Raw genomic sequence first — 18,778 nt, forward strand, 5'->3', positions numbered from 1 at the left:
CGCTGGCAAACCAGCTCCCACAGGAATCGGCGCTTTAGGACATTCGCACACCGGGGGTCAACGCCGCCGGCAACGCCAGGGTCGGCGTCTCCAGAGAAGCAACCGGGTACGCGCAATAGTCAGCGGCGTAATAGGCACTGGCGCGATGGTTGCCCGACGCCCCGATACCGCCAAACGGTGCGCTGCTGGCCGCGCCGGTCAGCTGCTTGTTCCAGTTAACGATCCCGGCCCGGCTTTGCAGCCAGAACTGCTGATAACGCGCTTCGGAGTCCGAAAGCAGCCCTGCTGCCAGGCCAAACGCGGTGTTGTTGGCCTCGGCAATCGCTTCGTCGAAACCGCTGTAGCGAATCACTTGCAGCAACGGTCCGAACAGCTCTTCGTCGGATCGTTCACTGACTTCAGTGACGTCGATAATGCCCGGAGTCAGCAACGCGGCATTGCTCTGCGGCTGAGTCATCTCCAGCAGAGCCACAGCCCCAGAGCCCAGCAATACTTCCTGAGCATCCATGAGGGCGCGCGCGGCACCCAACGAAATCACCGAGCCCATGAACGGTGGCGGCTGCTGATCAAAAGCCCCCACTTCGATGCTCTGGCTGACTTCAACCAGGCGCGTCAACAGACTGTCGCCCCACGCCCCTTGCGGCACCAGCAAGCGCCGGGCGCATGTGCAACGTTGCCCGGCCGAGATAAAGGCCGACTGAATGATGGTGTAGACCGCAGCGTCCAGATCGGCCACCTGATCGACCACCAGCGGGTTGTTGCCGCCCATTTCCAGGGCCAGGATTTTGTCCGGGCGACCGGCGAACTGCTGATGCAGCGCGTTACCGGTACGGCTCGAGCCAGTGAAGAACAAGCCGTCGATGCCCGTATGGGCCGCCAGTGCGATACCGGTTTCGCGCGCACCCTGCAGCAGGTTCAACACACCCGCCGGCAAGCCGGCTTCGATCCAGCACTTGACCGTCAGCTCGGCAACCCCGGGGGTCAGTTCGCTGGGTTTGAATACCACGCTGTTACCGGCCAGCAAAGCCGGGACGATATGCCCGTTGGGCAAATGGCCCGGAAAGTTATACGGACCAAACACCGCGACCACGCCGTGGGGCTTGTGGCGCAATACGGCAGTGGCATCGCCCAGCGGGCCGCTCTTCTCGCCCGTGCGCTCACGATAGCTTTGTACCGAGATTGCCACCTTGTTGATCATGCTGGTGACTTCGGTGGCCGACTCCCACAGGGGTTTGCCGGTTTCTTCGCCGATGCAGCGCGCCAGCTCATCGGCGTGGCCCTTGAGGCTGGCAGCGAACGCTTCGAGTACGCCCAGGCGCTCCTCGAAAGAACGTGTGGCCCAGCCCGGAAAAGCCTGACGCGCCGCCTGCACGGCAGCATCGACCTGGGCCGCATTGGCCCCGTTACCCGTCCACAACACTTGCTGGGTGACCGGATTCAGCGACTCAAAGGCTTCGCCCTGCCCGTTCTGCCAGGCGCCTGCGATATACAACGTGCTCATTATTTCGACTCCCGTGGGGTCACTGGCTGGGCGGACAATGCCACTGCGCGGACTTGATCGCCGGCAGTCAGTTGCAGACGTCTGGCGGTCAATTGATCAACCACCAGCGTGCCTGCAGCAAGACGTGCCGGTGCTGCGGTAATACGGCAGTCTTCGCGCTTGCGGTTGTGGATCAGGTAAGGCGTGGCATCGTCACCCGGGGTGCCGATGGCCAGCACCAGCGCTTCACTGTCGCGCACAGCACGGATCTTGCTGGTTTCGCACTCCACTGCCGGGCCAGCGTCGAAAATATCGACATAGCCCTGGTAGCTGAAGCCTTCGCTTTTGAGCATGTTCAGCGCCGGCTCGGTGTGAACATGCACTTTGCCGATCACGGCGCGAGCGTCTTCAGACAAGAAGCAGGTGTATACCGGGAACTTGGGCATCAACTCGGCGATGAAGGCCTTGTTGCCGACGCCGGTCAGGTAATCGGCCTGACTGAACTCCATTTTGAAGAAGTGCCGGCCCAGGCTTTCCCAGAACGGCGAGCGGCCCGCTTCGTCGGACATACCGCGCATTTCGGCAATGATCTTGTTGCCGAACAACTCGGGAAACTCGGCGATAAACAGCATCCGCGCCTTGGCCAGCATGCGGCCGTTGAAGCCGGTGCGATAATCGGCGCTGAGGAACAGGGAGCACAATTCAGAGTTGCCGGTCAGATCGTTGGCCAGAAACAGGGTCGGGATTTCCCGATAGATATTCAGCTCCTGGGAGGCGCTGACCGTCAGGCCCACCCGGAAGTTGTACCAGGGCTCGCGCAGGCCTACCGCGCCGGCAATGGCAGAAATGCCGACCACCTTGCCTTCGTCGTTTTCCAGCACAAACAGGTAGTCCGCGTCGCCGCGCCCGGCTTCGCCACGGAAGGTTTTTTCAGCCCAGGTGACACGGTGCAGCAGGCGTTCTTCATTGGCCGGCAAGGTCGTCAGGCCGGTGCCAGTGCTGCGGGCCAACTCAATCAGGGCCGGTAAATCGCTATTGCGTACAGGACGAACGATCATGCTATCTCCTCAAACGGGGCTCGCTGACGAACCCCGCGAAACTCGCTAAACGCGTTAAACCGCCACCACTCGTACGCTGGCGCCTTCGCCAACACCGAGTGCTTCGGCCGCTTCCAGATCCAGCATCACCGGTTTGCCCGGCGCCCAGTCGAGTTCCAGCAGTACCGCGCGGTAATCCTGCAACTGGGCGTTGGCCACCAGATACTGGCGACCGCCGCCTTTGCCTGGCTCCCCGATCTTGACCGGTACCACGCGGCTTTGAGCAATCGAACGGATACCCGAAACACGTGCATGCAGGGTCGGGCCACCGTCGAAAATATCGATGTAGTGATCGGTTTCGAAGCCTTCGCGCATCAGGATGTCGAAGGTAATCTGCGCCCGCGGATGCACTTGCCCCATGGCCTCCTGGGCGGTGTCGGGCAGCAAGGGCACATAAATCGGGTAGTGCGGCATCAGTTCGGCGAGGAAAGTGCGGCTTTTAAGCCCGCACAGGCGCTCGGCGGCGGCGTAGTTCAGGTCGAAGAAGTTGCGGCCAATGGCGTCCCAGAACGGCGAGTCACCGTTTTCATCGCTGTAACCGACGATCTCGGTAACCACCGAATCGGCAAAGCGCTCCGGATGGTTGGCCACAAACAGCAGTCGCCCGCGGGAGTTGAGCTCGGACCAGGCCGAACCCACCAGTTCCGGCACTACATAGAAGCTGGTCAGCAGACTGTTGCCTGTGAGGTCATGGCACTGCGACAACACGTGAATCTTGTTGTGAATCTTCAGCTCGCGGGAGGCATGTACAAAGGTCTCGTTACGAAAGCTGTAGAACGGTTCCGAGTAACCGGCCGATGCCACGATTGCCGAACAGCCCACCAGTTTGCCGGTGGCGGTGTCTTCGAGAACGAAGAAATAACTCTCCTCGCCGTTAAAGCTGACTTCAGCGGCAAACGAGGTTTCAGAGGCTGCGATCTTGTCGCGCAGGCGCTCGATATCGTCCGGCAATGAAGTGACACCAATCGGGCTGTCCGCAGCCAGACGCTGTACTTCGCCCAGATCAGCCATTTGCGCGGGGCGCATCACCAGCATGGTGTCACTCCTTAATCCTTGAACAACACAGAAGAAAATACCGAACCTGCAACCCCTGCAGCAGCGAGCTTTATGGGATCGCGATGCATGGCTCGCGAGCAAGCTCGCTCCTGCAGGGGTTGCGGTTCAGCATATAAAAGGGTCAACGCCTGAAAAATCAGGCGTTGAAATCACGATCAGGCTTGCGTCAGCTTTTGCACGGCACGCTCGAAGCGGTTCAGACCTTCTTCGATATCAGCCTCTTCAACCACCAGACTCGGGGCGAAACGCACCACGTCAGGACCGGCCTGCAAAATCATCAGGTTTTCTTTCTCACAGGCGTTGAAGATGTCTTTGGCCTTGCCTTTCCAGGCATCGCTCAATACACAACCAATCAACAGGCCCATGCCACGTACTTGCGTGAACAGGCCGTATTGCTGGCCAATTTTCTCAAGGCGGGTCTTGAACTGCTCGTGCTTGGTTTTCACACCGTTCAACACTTCAGGGGTGTTGATCACGTCGATCACCGCGTTGCCCACGGCGCACGCCAGCGGGTTGCCGCCGTAGGTGGTGCCATGAGTGCCGACAACCAGGTGTTTGGCCAGTGCTTCAGTGGTCAACATGGCTGCGATCGGGAAACCGCCACCCAGGCTCTTGGCACTGGTGAGGATGTCCGGGGTCACGCCGTAATGCATATAGGCAAACAGCTCGCCGGTGCGGCCCATGCCGGTTTGCACTTCGTCAAACACCAGCAATGCATTGTGTTGATCGCACAAATCGCGCGCGCCTTGCAGGTAAGCCTGTTCGGCCGGGAGCACACCGCCTTCGCCCTGGATCGGCTCCAGCACTACCGCGCAGGTCTTGTCCGAAATGGCCGCTTTCAAAGCGTCGAGATCGTTGAACGGGACATGGGTGATGCCGGTGATTTTCGGACCGAAGCCGTCGGAGTACTTCGACTGCCCACCCACGTTCACGGTGAACAGTGTGCGTCCGTGAAAGCTGTTGAGGGCGGCGATGATTTCGTACTTCTCAGGGCCAAAACGGTCATGGGCCACACGACGGGCCAGCTTGAACGCGGCCTCGTTGGCTTCTGCGCCCGAGTTGCAGAAGAACACCCGCTCAGCGAAGGTCGAGTCCACCAGCTTTTTGGCCAGGCGCAATGCCGGCTCGTTGGTGAACACGTTGGATACGTGCCACAGGGTGTTCGCCTGTTCAGTCAACGCGCCGACCAGTGCCGGATGTGCATGACCCAGAACGTTAACAGCGATGCCGCCTGCGAAGTCGATCAGTTCTCGACCTGCCTGATCCCAAACCCGGGAACCGGCACCGCGCACAGGAATGAAGGCGGCAGGTGCGTAGTTAGGAACCATGACCTGGTCGAAATCGGCGCGTTGCACCGGGGCTTGCTCAACGGACATCGGAGTCTCCTGAAGAGGAACGCCTGCCTGAACTGGCAAGCGATGGGGGGATTGTAAGGACACGCGGGGGGCAAGCCTTGTCGCCAAGCGACAACTTCTTACAGCGTCCTACCACGATTTTCCAAGGCTTGCGGCAATGCGACATATTCCGTCACAAAGGCGCAGTTTAAACGCTGGGCCGACTTTTCGGCAGCATCAACGCACTTTGATTGCTCATCCTGTTGCGGGGCGCACTCAGGCAAAACCAGGCCGCTGACTCTCAGCCGCGCTCGGCAGGCGCCGATGACAATTCGAACGGGCTGCTGCTGCGACGCTGATTGCGATCTTCACGAGGCGTTGCGCCAAAGAAGTTGCGATAGGCGCTGGAAAAATGCGGCCCCGATGAAAAGCCGCACGACAGGCCGATCTGAATAATCGACTTGCTGGTTTGCATCAGCATCTGACGCGCCTTGTTCAGACGCAACTCCAGATAGTACTGGCTCGGAACGCGATTCAAGTATTGCTTGAATATCCGCTCCAGTTGCCGGCGAGACACGCAGACATGCTGGGCAATTTCGTCGGTGGTCAGCGGCTCTTCAATGTTGGCTTCCATCAGCAGCACGGCCTGGGTCAGCTTGGGATGGCTCGAACCCAGACGGTTCTGCAGAGGAATACGCTGGCGCTCGCCGCCTTCACGAATGCGCTCCACCACCAGCTCTTCGGAGACCGCGCCCGCCAGCTCGGCACCATGATCCCGGGCCAGCACTGCAAGCAGCAGATCCAGTACCGACAGGCCGCCGCAAGCACTCAGGCGATCGCGGTCCCAGTCAAACAAGTGACTGGTGGCAATCACCTTAGGGAAGCGCTCGGCGAAATCATCCTGCCAGCGCCAGTGCACGGCAGCACGATAACCATCGAGCAAACCTATTTGCGCCAGCGGGTAAACCCCTGCCGACAGCCCGCCAATCACACAGCCCGCGCGCACCAATTGCTTGAGTGCGCTGCTCAGGGCCGGCGCGATGGTCGCCGGGGGTTCGTCAGCCAGCAAAAACAGTTTCTGGCAGCCTTCCAGCTTGCCCGTCCAGGGTTCACCGGGCAACTGCCAGGCGCCCTCTGCCGGCGGTTCGGCCTGTAAAAACAGCAACTCGTAAACGACTTCGGGGTGCACGCGCTGAGCAACACGCAACGCTTCCTCTGCCAGCGCCAGGGTCAAGGCTTTGGTGCTGGGCCAAATAAGGAAACCAATTCGATGGGCGGTCATAGCGTGCTATCCGGAACGAAAACAGAAGGAAAACCAAATGCGCCAACACTCAGCCTGGGCCAACTGCGCGAGACGCGGAGCATGACCTATTTTGGTGCACAGAGGCAGTCTTATAGCTGCAGTTATTTCAAGCTGCCCGACAGGAATTGCTGCAAACGCTCGCATTGCGGGTTTACCAGTACTTCACGCGGATCGCCGCTTTCTTCAACAATGCCTTTGTGCAAAAACACCAACTGGTTGGACACTTCACGGGCAAAGCCCATTTCGTGGGTCACCACAACCATGGTCCGGCCTTCGAGTGCCAGATCCTGCATCACTTTCAGCACATCACCCACCAGCTCCGGGTCGAGGGCTGAAGTCGGCTCGTCGAACAACATGACTTCAGGCTCCATCGCCAGCGCCCGGGCAATCGCCACACGCTGCTGTTCGCCACCGGACATATGCCCCGGGTAGGCGTCCTTGCGATGGGAAACACCCACTTTGTTCAGGTAATGCTCGGCCTTTTCCCGGGCCTCGGCCCTGGACATGCCCAGTACATGCACCGGTGCTTCCATGATGTTTTCCAGCGCAGTCATATGCGACCACAGATTGAAATGCTGGAACACCATCGACAGTCGCGAACGCATGCGTTGCAGTTGCTTGGGATCAGCGGCCTTGAGCGCGCCGTCCTTGTTGGCAATCAGCTTGAGTTCTTCGCCATTGAGCAGGATTTTGCCGGCATGGGGCTGCTCAAGCAGGTTGATGCAACGCAAAAAGGTACTTTTGCCAGAGCCACTGGAACCGATGATGCTGATCACATCACCTGCTTTGGCGGCCAGCGAAACGCCTTTGAGCACTTCGTGACTGCCATAGCGTTTATGCAGATCTTGGACTTCAAGTTTGTACATGTTGTCGGTTCTCACAAAAACAGTCAGTCGTTGAGCAAGCGCCCGTGACGCAGAGGCTCACGCCCCGCCACTTTAGCCAGCCAGAAACCGGGTTGGGCATAACGCAGTCGCTCAACGGCAAATAATACGCCGGCCGTACCCGCGCATACCGTACTGACCCGGTCAGATAAAGGATCAATCACTTCAAACAGCGGCTCGCCGGCTTCAACCCAAGCGCCCGCCGGACGTAAAAAGCTCACCACACCGGGGTGCGGTGCATACAACAGTTCGGTGCCTTCGAACGGCATGCCTTCGCACGCCGGGTGCTGCGCGGCCGGCCAGTCCCCGGTAATCAAACCTTGCTCGGCCAGAAACGCCAGAATGGCTTCGGCATACGCCTGGGCCTCTGGACGTCCGGTATCGGACTGCCCGCCCAGCTCCAGGGTGGTAGCCATGCACGCCAGGGGAATCTGTGCATCGGCGAACTGGCGCTGCAAGCGCAACCACGGCAACGAACAGGCTTCATCGAACGAGCTGCCGCCGGAGTCTTCGGCCAATAATCCAACCCGCATGTTCAGATGCGCGGCCAGAGAGCGCCACTGCGGCCAATGCTGGGGCAAGGCGTACATGTGCAACGCCGCTTCCGCATCGCAATGCAGGTCGAGCACGATGTCCGCATTACAGGCATGGCTCAACAGTACCCGCTGCAGGCCCTGCAACTGGCTCGCAGCAGGTGGCAACTGCTCCAGCACATCAAGCATCGCCTGACGGATCAGACGGATATTGGCATGGGGATCATCCCCCAGACACCCTTGCAGCGCAGCTGCCACGGGGGCACTCAACTCAACGAAATCGCGGTTGAAGTTCTTGCCGCTGCCGGACTCGAAACGCCCCTGGTGGTTGCCTTGCAGCAACTGTCCCAACCCCAGCGGATTGGCCACAGGCACCAGTTCGATCACGCCGTTCAGGGCGCCCTGCAGTTCAAGCTCGGCCAGGCGCTTTTTCAGTTCCCAGGCGCAACGCATGCCCGGCAGCTCATCAGCATGCAGGCTGGCCTGAATGTAGGCCTTGCGCTCGCCGGTACCGAAACGGAACACCGTCAGCTGGCGCTCGGTTCCCAGGCTGCTCCATGGCAGTACATGATCGATACGTTCCATGGTCAGGCCTTGCGCGGGGCCATGTAGCCCAGCCAGCGGCGCTCGGCCAGTTTGAACAGGCGCACCAGAATGAACGTCAGGCACAGGTAAAACACACCGGCGGTGATATAGGCCTCGAACGGCAGGTAGTACTGCGCGTTGACCGTGCGTGCCGCACCTGTGATGTCGATCAGCGTCACGATGGAAGCCAGGCTGGTGGTCTGCAACATCATGATCACTTCGTTGCTGTATTGCGGCAGTGCCCGGCGCATGGCCGACGGCAGCAAAATACGGCGATACATTTTGTAGCGCGACATGCCCATGGCCTTTGCTGCCTCGATCTCGCCATTGGGTGTGGCCTTGAGGCTACCGGCAATGATTTCGGCGGTGTAGGCACTGGTGTTGATGGCAAACGCCAGACAGGCACAGAAGGTCGCACTGGACAGTAGCGGCCACAGGAAGCTGTCACGCACGGCCTCGAACTGAGCCAGGCCGTAGTAGATCAAAAACAGCTGGACCAGCATCGGCGTACCGCGAATCACATAGGTGTACAGCCAGGCCGGGAAGTTGACCCAGGACTTCTTGGAGACCCGCATCAAACCCAGCGGCACAGCCACCAGCAAACCGAAAAACAGCGAGATGCCCAGCAGTTTAAGGGTTTCCAGCAGCCCATTCAGGTACAGCGGCATGCTGTCCCAAATGACGTTGTAGTCGAAGATCATAGATCAGCCGCCTTTACGCCTACCGAGTAGCGTTTCTCAAGTTGTCGCAGCGCCAACAGCGAAACACTGGTCAGCACCAGGTACATCGCTGCCACAGCCAGAAAGAAAGTAAAGGGTTCGCGGGTGGCATCCGCCGCCTGCTTGGCCTTGAACATCATGTCTTGCAAGCCGACCACCGAAATCAGGGCCGTCGCCTTGGTCAGTACCAGCCAGTTATTGGTGAACCCCGGAATCGCCAGGCGAATCATCTGCGGTACCAATACCCGGAAAAACACCTGAAAGCTGCTCATGCCATAAGCCATGCCCGCCTCGGCCTGACCTTTGGGGATCGCCATGAAGGCCCCACGAAAGGTTTCGGACAGGTATGCACCAAAAATAAAGCCCAGGGTGCCGATACCCGCAGCCAGAGGGTTCAAGTCAATGTAATCGTCATGGCCCAGCATCGGCGCAACGTTGTTCAGCAAATTCTGACCGCCATAGAAAATCAGCAGGATCAACACCAGATCGGGTATCCCGCGGATAACCGTTGAATACAGATCGCCCAACCAGGCCAGCCAGCGCACCGGCGACAGGCGCAAGGAAACACCGATCAGACCTAGAACAATGGCCAGGGCCATGGACGACAAGGCGAGCTGAAGCGTCAGCCAAGCGCCATCGAGGATGACAGCCCCGTAGCCTTTCAACATGATTCAGGTCCTCGAAAATTAGGATGAAAAAATGGCGCAAACTTCAGAGATCCTGTTGCTTGCGCCATTTCGGACTTACCGCTGCGACGGTTTACTTGGCTTCTGGGCCGTAAATATCGAAGTCGAAGTATTTGTCCTGGATTTGCTTGTATTTACCGTTGTCACGAAGAGCCGTGATCGCGGTGTCGATCTTGTCTTTGAGCTCTTTGTCGCCCTTGCGTACCGCGATACCCACGCCGTCACCGAAGTATTTGACGTCGGTGAATTGCGGGCCTACGAAGGCATAGCCTTTGCCAGCCGGGGTTTTCAGGAAACCGTCATTGAGCAGGGTGGCGTCGGCCACGGTGCCATCAAGGCGACCGGCTTCGATGTCCAGGTAGATTTCGTTTTGCGAGCTGTAAGGCACGACAGTTGCGCCTTTGGGTGCAAAGACTTCCTTGGCGAAACGGTCGTGAATCGAACCGCGCTGCACGCCGATTTTCTTGCCCTTGAGCTCGTCAAGGCTGTCGCTGACCACAGCACCGTCCTTCATCACCAGACGCGCCGGAGTGAGGTAGTACTTGTTGGTGAAGTCGACAGACTTTTTGCGGTCTTCGGTAATCGACATCGAGGACAGGATGGCGTCGATCTTGCGCACTTTAAGCGCCGGAATCAGGCCGTCGAATTCTTGTTCGACCCACACACACTTGACCTGCATCTGCTCGCACAGAGCATTACCGATGTCATAGTCAAAACCTACGATGCTGCCATCCGGCGCCTTGGAGGCAAACGGAGGATAAGCGGCTTCAATACCGATTTTCAGCGGTTTTTGATCAGCGAAAGCCTGCAGGGACAGCACGGACAGTGCCAGGGCGCCAAGAAGCACGAGTTTCTTCATCTTAGGACTCCATCGGTAAAGGGCAATAAATGCAGAATGAGCGTTAGCCCAAGATGCGGAGGTTAAACCGGGAATGCGGCGCCACGTCCTACTGGCGATGCACTGATATCAGCACAACGACGACGAGCGAGTGATCGGCATTCTAACGACAGGCTTCAAGCCGTTATTTCTCCAATGCGACAACAAATTACAGATGCATCGAGAAATGCGACTCCAGTCATTGACAGCTCTTCGAATTCATGCAAGAGCAAAAGACATAGAACCTATGTGAGTTGCAAATAGCGGGCCTATTATTCGCAAAGCCTTCTATTCCGGCAAGTGTAGCGTTTCATCTTATTTTTCAGGGGAGTCAAAACAGCTCTAAAACGGTGCTTTTGGTGTCGCAAGACCCCGTTTTTGTGCGCCTGGTTACACCTGCGGTAACACTGCCCGAGGCACCCCCAACTCCGCCAGCGGCCAAATAAAAACCCCGCCGGGCAATGCCGGGCGGGGTTCGGGAGCGCAAAGAAGGTTTATGCCTGCTTCATGCTCTTGTGGGTTTCGATCAAATGCTGCACCACACCCGGGTCGGCCAGGGTGGAAATATCCCCCAGACCGTCATATTCACCGGTGGCGATCTTGCGCAGGATACGGCGCATGATTTTGCCGGATCGGGTTTTCGGCAAGCCTGGCGCCCACTGGATGACATCCGGCGAGGCAATCGGACCTATCTCTTTACGCACCCAGTTTTTCAACTCCAGACGCAGCTCTTCACTTGGCGCTTCACCGCCATTGAGGGTGACGTAGACATAAATGCCCTGCCCCTTGATGTCGTGGGGCACGCCTACAACAGCCGCCTCGGCGACTTTCGGGTGAGCCACCATCGCGCTTTCGATCTCGGCGGTCCCCATGCGATGGCCAGAAACGTTAAGCACATCGTCCACCCGGCCGGTGATCCAGTAGTAACCGTCTTCGTCGCGACGGGCCCCGTCACCCGTGAAGTACATGCCGCGGAAGGTCTTGAAGTAGGTATCGACAAAACGGTCGTGATCGCCATACAGGGTGCGTGCCTGACCCGGCCACGAATCCAGGATCACCAGGTTGCCTTCCGCCGCACCTTCAATCAGGTTGCCCAGGTTGTCCACCAGCCCCGGCACCACACCGAAGAATGGACGCGCCGCAGAACCCGGCTTGAGCGCATGGGCTCCCGGCAGCGGGCTCATCATGCAAGCACCGGTTTCGGTCTGCCACCAGGTATCAACGATGGGGCAACGCTCTTTACCCACGGTTGTGTAGTACCAGTTCCAGGCTTCCGGGTTGATCGGCTCACCTACCGAACCCAGCAGACGCAGGCTTGAACCGTCAGCATCCTTAACCGCAGCCTGACCTTCGGCCATCATGGCGCGAATGGCCGTTGGCGCGGTGTAGAGGATGTTGACCTTGTGCTTGTCGACAATTTTCGACACCCGGGTGATGTCCGGATAGTTCGGCACGCCTTCGAACAGCAGTGTGGTCGCGCCATTGGCCAGGGGGCCGTAGACGATATAGGTGTGACCGGTTACCCAGCCGACGTCAGCCGTGCACCAGTAGACCTCGCCGGGACGATAGTCGAATACGCGTTCATGGGTCAGCGCGGCATACAGCAGATAACCGCCCGTGGTGTGTTGCACCCCTTTGGGCTTGCCGGTGGAGCCGGAGGTATAAAGGATGAACAACGCTTCTTCGGCGCCCATCTCTTTTGGCGCACAGTGGGTGGAAGCCACGGCCATCAAGTCGTGATACCAGATGTCTCGGTGCTTGTACCAGGCGATATCGCCGCCGGTACGCTTGAACACGATGATTTTCTGCACGCTCGAGGTATCAGGGTTGGTCAGTGCCACATCGACATTGGCCTTGAGCGCCGTACGCTTGCCGCCGCGCACGCCCTCGTCGGCAGTAATCACCACCTTGGACTTGCAGTCGATGATGCGTCCTGCCAGCGCCTCGGGCGAGAAGCCACCGAACACCACCGAGTGAATGGCACCGATCCGGGTACAGGCCAGCATGGCGACCACAGCTTCGGGCACCATCGGCATATAGATAGTTACTACGTCGCCACGGTGAACGTCCTGACCGCGCAACGCATTGGCGAGCTTGCACACTTCTTCGTGCAGTTCGCGGTAGGTGATGTTGCGCTGCTCGGAAGGATCATCGCCCTCCCAGATAATCGCAACCTGATCGCCGCGCTCGGCAAGGTGGCGATCCAGGCAGTTGTAGGAAACGTTAAGCGTGCCGTCGGCGAACCATTTGATATCGACATGGTGGTCGTCGAAAGAGGTCTGTTTGACGGTGGTGAACGGCTTGATCCAGTCGAGACGCTGAGCCTGCTCGCGCCAGAAGCCATCGGGATTGACCACGGACTGCTGGTACATCGCCTTGTAGGTCGCCTCATCGGTCAGCGTATTGGCTGCTACTTCAGGGCGTACGGGATACAGGGAAGCGGCACTCATGTTTCATACCTCGATGTTTGTAGTTGTTGTTTTATGACCCTGTTTTAGCCGGGCCGGGGCATGAGATCCATTCGACGTTGGTAGTAAGAAATACCCGGGAAAACCCTGATTTCTCTGCCGAAGCCTCAAGCACAGTACTTACAGCGCTTTATCCTTTGATTCAGGAATTGCCAAAAACCAAATCCGGGTCTGTTTTCGACGATTGTTGCAGAATCTGTCAACAGTCTTTATCAAAACCCCCTCTTTATGCCTGTACCGCCCGGGCCTAAAATTGACCTCGCCAACCAAGGCACTGCGATTGATACAAGTTACAGCCCCCACGAAGGCATGTTTAATCGCTCTTAACTCATCAAGTTTTACACGCAGCCCCACAAGGGCTGTGTGATCCCACTCGACCAAAAACAGGTAATTACGAAATGAAAGCGTTGTTAGTTCTGGCCCTCAGCAGTGTGTGTTTAACCGCCCTGGCGGATGAAGCAACTATGCCTGCCGGACACCCGCAACCCGCCGTAGAACAGTACTCCTACTCTTCCGAGCTGGATATCGCCAAGGTCATCTCCATGAGCGAAATCCCCAGTGTTTGCGAAGTGGTGCCGGCCCAGATGGTCTACGAAGACTCGCAAGGCACCCAGCACATCCTTGAATACCGGGTAATGGGCAACGGCTGTTCCAACGGCTGACCCACAACTTACAAATCCCCCGCTACTTAATTACATCCCTTGTTAACGCGATCCAACGCGGCACTTTATTGCAACTTACAGCGCTATTTATTGCGCATTGAAAAGTTGCCTGCCTGCGCCTCAATCGCCAGGAGTTAAACCCATGAAACGCGCATTAATATTGGCTTTAAGCATGTCTGTACTTGCAGGTAGCGCCTTTGCCGCTGACGGTTATGACCACACCCATTCAGCGACCTTTACTGAAGACGGCTATGACAACACCCGCTCGGCCAGCTTTGCTGAAGACGGTTACGACAGCACCCGCTCGGCCACTTTTGCCGAAGACGGCTACGATCGCACCAACGGCCATCGCCTGAGCTGACAGCGTATCGACTTGATGCCCGGTTTCGACCGGGCGTAGTCTGCCCCGCCACCGCCCCTCGCCCCATCAAAGCCACACCACATTCGTGGTCCCCGGCACACACCAGAAATACTTCCTCGCAAGCAAACCCTCGCCCAGCAACGGCCATGCTTAAGTCCAGGCCGGATTTAGGGCATTTCGTCGCATCGTACGAAAAAAAACTGGCTGAAATACCCTGTACAAAAGCCGTATACTGCCGCCATCCAAAGGGTGTTCCATACCCCTTGAGCGGGCTGTAAACCACGTAGCTCCGGCCTTCTGGGCCAGGGTGAGATGCTGAACAGACAGCATCCCCTCAGCGACAGCCGGGACAGCCCCCGAATATATTCATGTTTTTGCGTGCGTACATCGCTACTGCAGCAACATTTCTTAGATCCAAGTGGCCTATGGCCGTGTGACAACCAAACAATCAGTGTTACCACACGGGCACAGGCCCTCACGCAGGAGACGACACGTCATGCTGAGCTGGGACGAATTCGACAAAGAAGAGGAAGGTGAAGTCGCTGTCAAAGGCGCCAATGCCGGCCACGCAACCGAAGCCAACATGGACCGCCTTGACGCTGCTGGCGGCGTTGCGGCTCAGGAAGCCCGTGCAGTCACTGCTTCTGACTCCGCTGCAATCCAGCGCGCCAAGGCAGCCCTGGACAATCTCGACATCGCAGAAGGCCTGGCCGAGCTCGAAGGCGCCAGCGCCCGCGTTGCCGTCGATGAAAAGATGATGATCAACTGCCGCGCCGACCTTAACCAGCTCGTACCCTTCAAGTACGACTGGGCGTGGCAGAAGTATCTGGACGGTTGCGCAAATCACTGGATGCCGCAAGAAGTCAACATGACCGCCGACATCGCCCTCTGGAAAAACCCGGAAGGCCTGACCGACGACGAACGCCGCATCGTGATGCGCAACCTGGGCTTCTTCTCCACCGCCGACTCCCTGGTTGCCAACAACCTGGTACTGGCCGTATACCGCCTGATCACCAACCCGGAATGCCGCCAGTACATCCTGCGCCAGGCGTTCGAAGAGGCGATCCACACCCACGCCTACCAGTACTGCATTGAATCCCTGGCCATGGATGAAGGCGAGATCTTCAACATGTACCACGAGATCCCGTCGGTCGCTAAAAAAGCTACCTGGGGCCTTAAGTACACCCGTTCGATCTCCGATCCGAAGTTCGAAACCGGCACCGTTGAAACCGACAAGGAACTGCTGCGCAACCTGATCGCTTACTACTGCGTTCTGGAAGGCATCTTCTTCTACTGCGGCTTCACCCAGATCCTGTCGATGGGTCGTCGCAACAAGATGACCGGCGTCGCCGAGCAGTTCCAGTACATCCTGCGCGACGAATCCATGCACCTTAACTTCGGCATCGATGTGATCAACCAGATCAAAATCGAAAACCCGCACCTGTGGGACGCTGAAATGAAGGAAGAGGCCTCGCAGATGATCCTGCAGGGTACTCAGCTGGAAATCGAATACGCACGTGACACCATGCCACGCGGTGTATTGGGCATGAACGCGGCCATGATGGAGGACTACCTCAAGTTCATCGCCAACCGCCGCCTGTCGCAAATCGGCCTGAAAGAAGAATACCCGGGCACCACTAACCCGTTCCCATGGATGAGCGAAATCATGGACTTGAAGAAAGAGAAAAACTTCTTCGAGACACGGGTTATCGAGTACCAGACTGGCGGCGCACTGAGCTGGGATTGATTCCGGTTTGGTCATACGCTGTTTAAAAGGGCTGCCGCGAGGCGGCCCTTTTTATTGGGCGCAATATTTGTCGTGCACGTATCGAAATTTTCGACTGTTACCTGTAATGCAAAACGCCTGAAACGGGGGCTTTTCGGGTGAGAGCTCCACCCCGGAACTGATCAGAAAAACGGGTTTGATTGCCTTTAAAAACAACTGTATAAAAACACAGTATATTTTCAAGCACTGACTCAGCCCCGGAGAATCGCCATGCCCAATCCAGCCATGCACAGTACGTTGGAACGCATCATCATCAATCAATTCACCCCGCTGCACTGCACCCAGGCCCGGCAAATGCTCGACTGGAGTTTCGAGCAACTGAGTCAGAAATCCAGGGTTTCAGTCCCCGCCATCCAGCGTTTTGAAGCCGGCGAGCCCATTCGCGATGTCACTCGACTGGCTCTGGCTTATAGCCTGGAAGCAGAAGGCCTGGTGTTCTTCCCGGGGTTCGCGCCAGGTCGCGGCGGCAACATCCGCGGCACAACCCCCGATCCGACAGGTCGTGAAGACTTCGCACTGCTTGAATAAGCTTATTTGCCATTCTTGCCCGGGGTGTCCTGCATGGTTTGTACTTCCAGCCACCATGCACGCCCGGGGTGAGGCTGCAACAGGTTGAACGCCTCCCCCATTGATGGCGTTGTGATCAGAATATTGTGTTGCTCCGCCAGCGCCACGATACGGTCAAAAGGCTCATGCCAGGCATGAAAGGCCAGATCGAAGGTGCCGTTGTGGACAGGCAACAACCAGCGACCTTTCAGGTCGATATGGGCCTGCAAGGTCTGCTCGGGTTGCATGTGCACGTCAGGCCAGTCGACGTTATAGGCCCCCGTTTCCATCAGGGTCAGATCAAACGGCCCAAACTGTTCACCGATCAGTTTGAAACCGTCGAAATACCCGGAGTCACCACTGAAGAAAATCCGTACTTCGTCAATGATCATGACCCACGACACCCAAAGCGTCTGGTTGTGATCAAACAACCCGCGACCAGAAAAATGCTGGCACGGAGTAGCTATAAAACGAATGCCTGCCAGCTGTGTTTGCTGCCACCAATCCAGTTGCTGAACTTTACTGGCGGGGACTCCCCACTTGACCAGCAAGTCCCCCACTCCCAGCGGGGCCAGAAAATGCCTGGTTTTGGCGGCCAGCTGCAACACCGTCTTTTGATCAAGATGATCGTAGTGATTGTGTGACAGGATCACTGCTTCCAGGGGCGGAAGCTCATCCAGGCTGATGGGTGGCGCATGAAAACGCTTGGGGCCCGTCCACTGGAACGGCGAGGCGCGCTCGGCATACACCGGGTCGGTCAGCCAGTATTTGCCTTTGAGTTTGAGCAAGAGGGTCGAATGCCCCAACCGGTAGACACTAAAATCCGGCGCCTCCTCCAATTGCCGGCGACTCAATGAGTTGACCGGAACCGCCCCTGCCGGGCGTGTATTCGCAGGTTTATGGAAGAACATCTTCCAGAAAATCCCCAGCGTCTTGCCCAGACTGGAAGGCGGCCGTGCCTGCTGGTTGCGAAATGCTCCTTGATGACGCTCTGCGGGTTTAAGCGCCTCTGAACTGGCTGAGTCGCGTGTCATTCTTTCAAACCTCAGTAATGAATGATTATCAGGCTTGCTTTTCGAGCCGTAGAGGGTCAAACGTAACTCAGCGCATTCGCAGGCTGCATTGAAGACTCCAGAGTCACACCGACCGGCCTGCCGATACCAACGGAACCAGTATTGATGAGAACGGCCCCACACGCTGAGTTGTTATCCGGATGTTGCCAGCGTAAAAATCCACAACGCGCTACTCGCTGAATATCAAAGATCAGCAGTGCTGTCCCATGGCAAAGACGCACTCCACTATCCAGACATCTGCCGGATAACTATGGACAATCAAAAAGGCAAAGGTTTGTCGTTCGCCCGGCGAATTTATTTGCCGCGAAGCATTGGCCTGGCGATTGGCTGCTTCAGCGTGATGGCTGCCATCTACCCCCTCAACTTGCCGACCTGGGTATGGGGGCTGTTGCTGATCAACGGCTTTATCTGGCCACACCTGGCCTTTCAATTGTCTTGCCGTTCTATTTACCCGTATCGGGCCGAACGCCACAACATGCTGATTGACTCTTTGTTCGGAGGCTTCTGGGCCGCCAGCATGCAGTTCAATCCGCTGCCGACAGTGACCATCCTGTCGATGATGATCATGAACAACGTAGCCGTCGGCGGCCCAAAAATGCTGATCCGCGGGCTGCTGGCACAATTGGCCGGAGTCCTGCTGTCATGGCTGTTATTTGGCGCGGCCTTCAACCCGGACACCACGGCAATACAAATCTATGCCTGCTTGCCCATGTTGACGCTCTATCCGTTCGCCGTGGGCATGATCAGCTATCAACTGGCGACCAAACTGGCCGAGCACAAACGTACGCTGCGCGCCCTGAGCCGTACCGATAGCCTGACCGGACTGCTCAACCACGGCTCATGGAAAGACTTGCTGCAAATCAGCTTCCAACACTGCAAGCAGACACATTCCACTGCCACCCTGGTGTTGATTGATATTGACCACTTCAAGCGCATCAATGACACCCACGGACATATCGTAGGCGACGGCGTGCTGCGCGAGTTGAGCAACGAACTCAAAGATAACCTGCGCGTAGAAGACCTGGCCGGGCGTTATGGCGGTGATGAATTCTGCGTCATTTTGCCTGATCGCTCACTGGCCCAAGCGCAGGAAATCATGGAGCGATTGAGCCAGTTGTTCAGTAATTACCGGCACTGCGATGAACCTGAGTTGCGCGCAAGCTTGAGCATCGGCCTGGCAGCTTTCCGGCCCGAATATCAGGATGCTTCGATGTGGCTGAATGAAGCCGACAAAGCGTTATATATCGCCAAGAATACCGGTCGTAACAAGATCAGCCTCGGAGCCGCAGACACGCTGATGGATATAGTCTTGAGCAAGCCATAAAGCA

At 57.5% G+C, this 18,778-nt stretch carries 17 protein-coding genes; 5 read left to right on the top strand and 12 right to left on the bottom strand.

Annotation, left to right across the window (positions count from 1 at the left end):
• Nucleotides 1–34: 34 nt before the first annotated feature.
• The 11 genes from astD to acs all read right to left on the bottom strand — a co-directional run bounded on the left by astD (nt 35) and on the right by acs (nt 13,004).
• On the bottom strand, nt 35–1,504 hold the full coding sequence (gene astD, locus WG29040_RS07830; RefSeq protein ID WP_177412958.1) for a succinylglutamate-semialdehyde dehydrogenase: 1,470 nt from the start codon (nt 1,502–1,504) through the stop codon (nt 35–37).
• Nucleotides 1,501–2,538, bottom strand: coding sequence for an arginine N-succinyltransferase (gene astA, locus WG29040_RS07835; RefSeq protein WP_003440872.1), 1,038 nt, complete (start codon nt 2,536–2,538; stop codon nt 1,501–1,503). The genes astD and astA overlap by 4 nt, the downstream gene beginning before the upstream one ends.
• A 54-nt stretch (nt 2,539–2,592) precedes the next feature.
• On the bottom strand, nt 2,593–3,612 hold the full coding sequence (gene aruF, locus WG29040_RS07840; protein WP_003440870.1) for an arginine/ornithine succinyltransferase subunit alpha: 1,020 nt from the start codon (nt 3,610–3,612) through the stop codon (nt 2,593–2,595).
• Between the two features lie 176 nt (nt 3,613–3,788).
• On the bottom strand, nt 3,789–5,009 hold the full coding sequence (locus tag WG29040_RS07845) for an aspartate aminotransferase family protein (RefSeq protein WP_010655910.1): 1,221 nt from the start codon (nt 5,007–5,009) through the stop codon (nt 3,789–3,791).
• A 259-nt stretch (nt 5,010–5,268) separates the two neighbouring features.
• Entirely contained in the window at nt 5,269–6,249 is a 981-nt protein-coding gene (gene argR / locus WG29040_RS07855; RefSeq protein WP_003440864.1) for a transcriptional regulator ArgR, read from the bottom strand.
• Nucleotides 6,250–6,371: 122 nt separating this feature from the next.
• The gene (locus WG29040_RS07860; protein ID WP_003440860.1) at nt 6,372–7,136 is read right to left on the bottom strand and encodes an ABC transporter ATP-binding protein; all 765 of its coding nucleotides are present in this window, start codon (nt 7,134–7,136) and stop codon (nt 6,372–6,374) included.
• Nucleotides 7,137–7,159: 23 nt separating this feature from the next.
• Nucleotides 7,160–8,272 carry a succinylglutamate desuccinylase/aspartoacylase family protein gene (locus tag WG29040_RS07865; protein ID WP_003440858.1) on the bottom strand — a complete coding sequence of 371 codons (1,113 nt, stop codon included), beginning with the start codon at nt 8,270–8,272 and terminating at the stop codon, nt 7,160–7,162.
• 2 nt (nt 8,273–8,274) lie between these two features.
• Nucleotides 8,275–8,973, bottom strand: coding sequence for an ABC transporter permease (locus tag WG29040_RS07870; protein ID WP_003440855.1), 699 nt, complete (start codon nt 8,971–8,973; stop codon nt 8,275–8,277).
• Entirely contained in the window at nt 8,970–9,659 is a 690-nt protein-coding gene (locus WG29040_RS07875) for an ABC transporter permease (protein ID WP_003440853.1), read from the bottom strand. Before WG29040_RS07875 ends, WG29040_RS07870 begins: the two co-directional genes overlap by 4 nt.
• A 91-nt stretch (nt 9,660–9,750) precedes the next feature.
• Nucleotides 9,751–10,536, bottom strand: coding sequence for an ABC transporter substrate-binding protein (locus WG29040_RS07880; protein ID WP_003440850.1), 786 nt, complete (start codon nt 10,534–10,536; stop codon nt 9,751–9,753).
• A gap of 512 nt (nt 10,537–11,048) precedes the next feature.
• On the bottom strand, nt 11,049–13,004 hold the full coding sequence (acs, locus tag WG29040_RS07885) for an acetate--CoA ligase (RefSeq protein WP_003440848.1): 1,956 nt from the start codon (nt 13,002–13,004) through the stop codon (nt 11,049–11,051).
• Nucleotides 13,005–13,420: 416 nt separating this feature from the next.
• Here acs and WG29040_RS07890 point away from each other — a divergent pair, with 416 nt between their 5' ends.
• The 4 genes from WG29040_RS07890 (at nt 13,421) to WG29040_RS07905 (ending at nt 16,359) form a co-directional block, all read left to right on the top strand.
• Entirely contained in the window at nt 13,421–13,684 is a 264-nt protein-coding gene (locus tag WG29040_RS07890; RefSeq protein WP_003440846.1) for a DUF2790 domain-containing protein, read from the top strand.
• 142 nt (nt 13,685–13,826) lie between these two features.
• On the top strand, nt 13,827–14,045 hold the full coding sequence (locus tag WG29040_RS07895) for a hypothetical protein (RefSeq protein ID WP_003440844.1): 219 nt from the start codon (nt 13,827–13,829) through the stop codon (nt 14,043–14,045).
• A gap of 496 nt (nt 14,046–14,541) precedes the next feature.
• Entirely contained in the window at nt 14,542–15,792 is a 1,251-nt protein-coding gene (locus tag WG29040_RS07900) for a ribonucleotide-diphosphate reductase subunit beta (RefSeq protein ID WP_003440841.1), read from the top strand.
• A gap of 249 nt (nt 15,793–16,041) precedes the next feature.
• Nucleotides 16,042–16,359 (top strand): helix-turn-helix transcriptional regulator, encoded by a 318-nt coding sequence (locus WG29040_RS07905; RefSeq protein ID WP_003440839.1) that lies wholly within the window; start codon nt 16,042–16,044, stop codon nt 16,357–16,359.
• Between the two features lie 2 nt (nt 16,360–16,361).
• Here the strand turns inward: WG29040_RS07905 and WG29040_RS07910 are convergent, their stop codons facing one another.
• Nucleotides 16,362–17,411, bottom strand: a complete 1,050-nt coding sequence (locus WG29040_RS07910; RefSeq protein WP_127195966.1) for an MBL fold metallo-hydrolase — start codon at nt 17,409–17,411, stop codon at nt 16,362–16,364.
• Nucleotides 17,412–17,700: 289 nt separating this feature from the next.
• Here WG29040_RS07910 and WG29040_RS07915 point away from each other — a divergent pair, with 289 nt between their 5' ends.
• Nucleotides 17,701–18,774, top strand: a complete 1,074-nt coding sequence (locus WG29040_RS07915) for a diguanylate cyclase (RefSeq protein ID WP_003440819.1) — start codon at nt 17,701–17,703, stop codon at nt 18,772–18,774.
• Nucleotides 18,775–18,778 lie beyond the last annotated feature (4 nt).

Origin of the sequence: Pseudomonas sp. PAMC 29040 (genome assembly GCF_003994535.1) — a bacterium.
Classification (GTDB): Bacteria; Pseudomonadota; Gammaproteobacteria; order Pseudomonadales; family Pseudomonadaceae; genus Aquipseudomonas; species Aquipseudomonas paraversuta.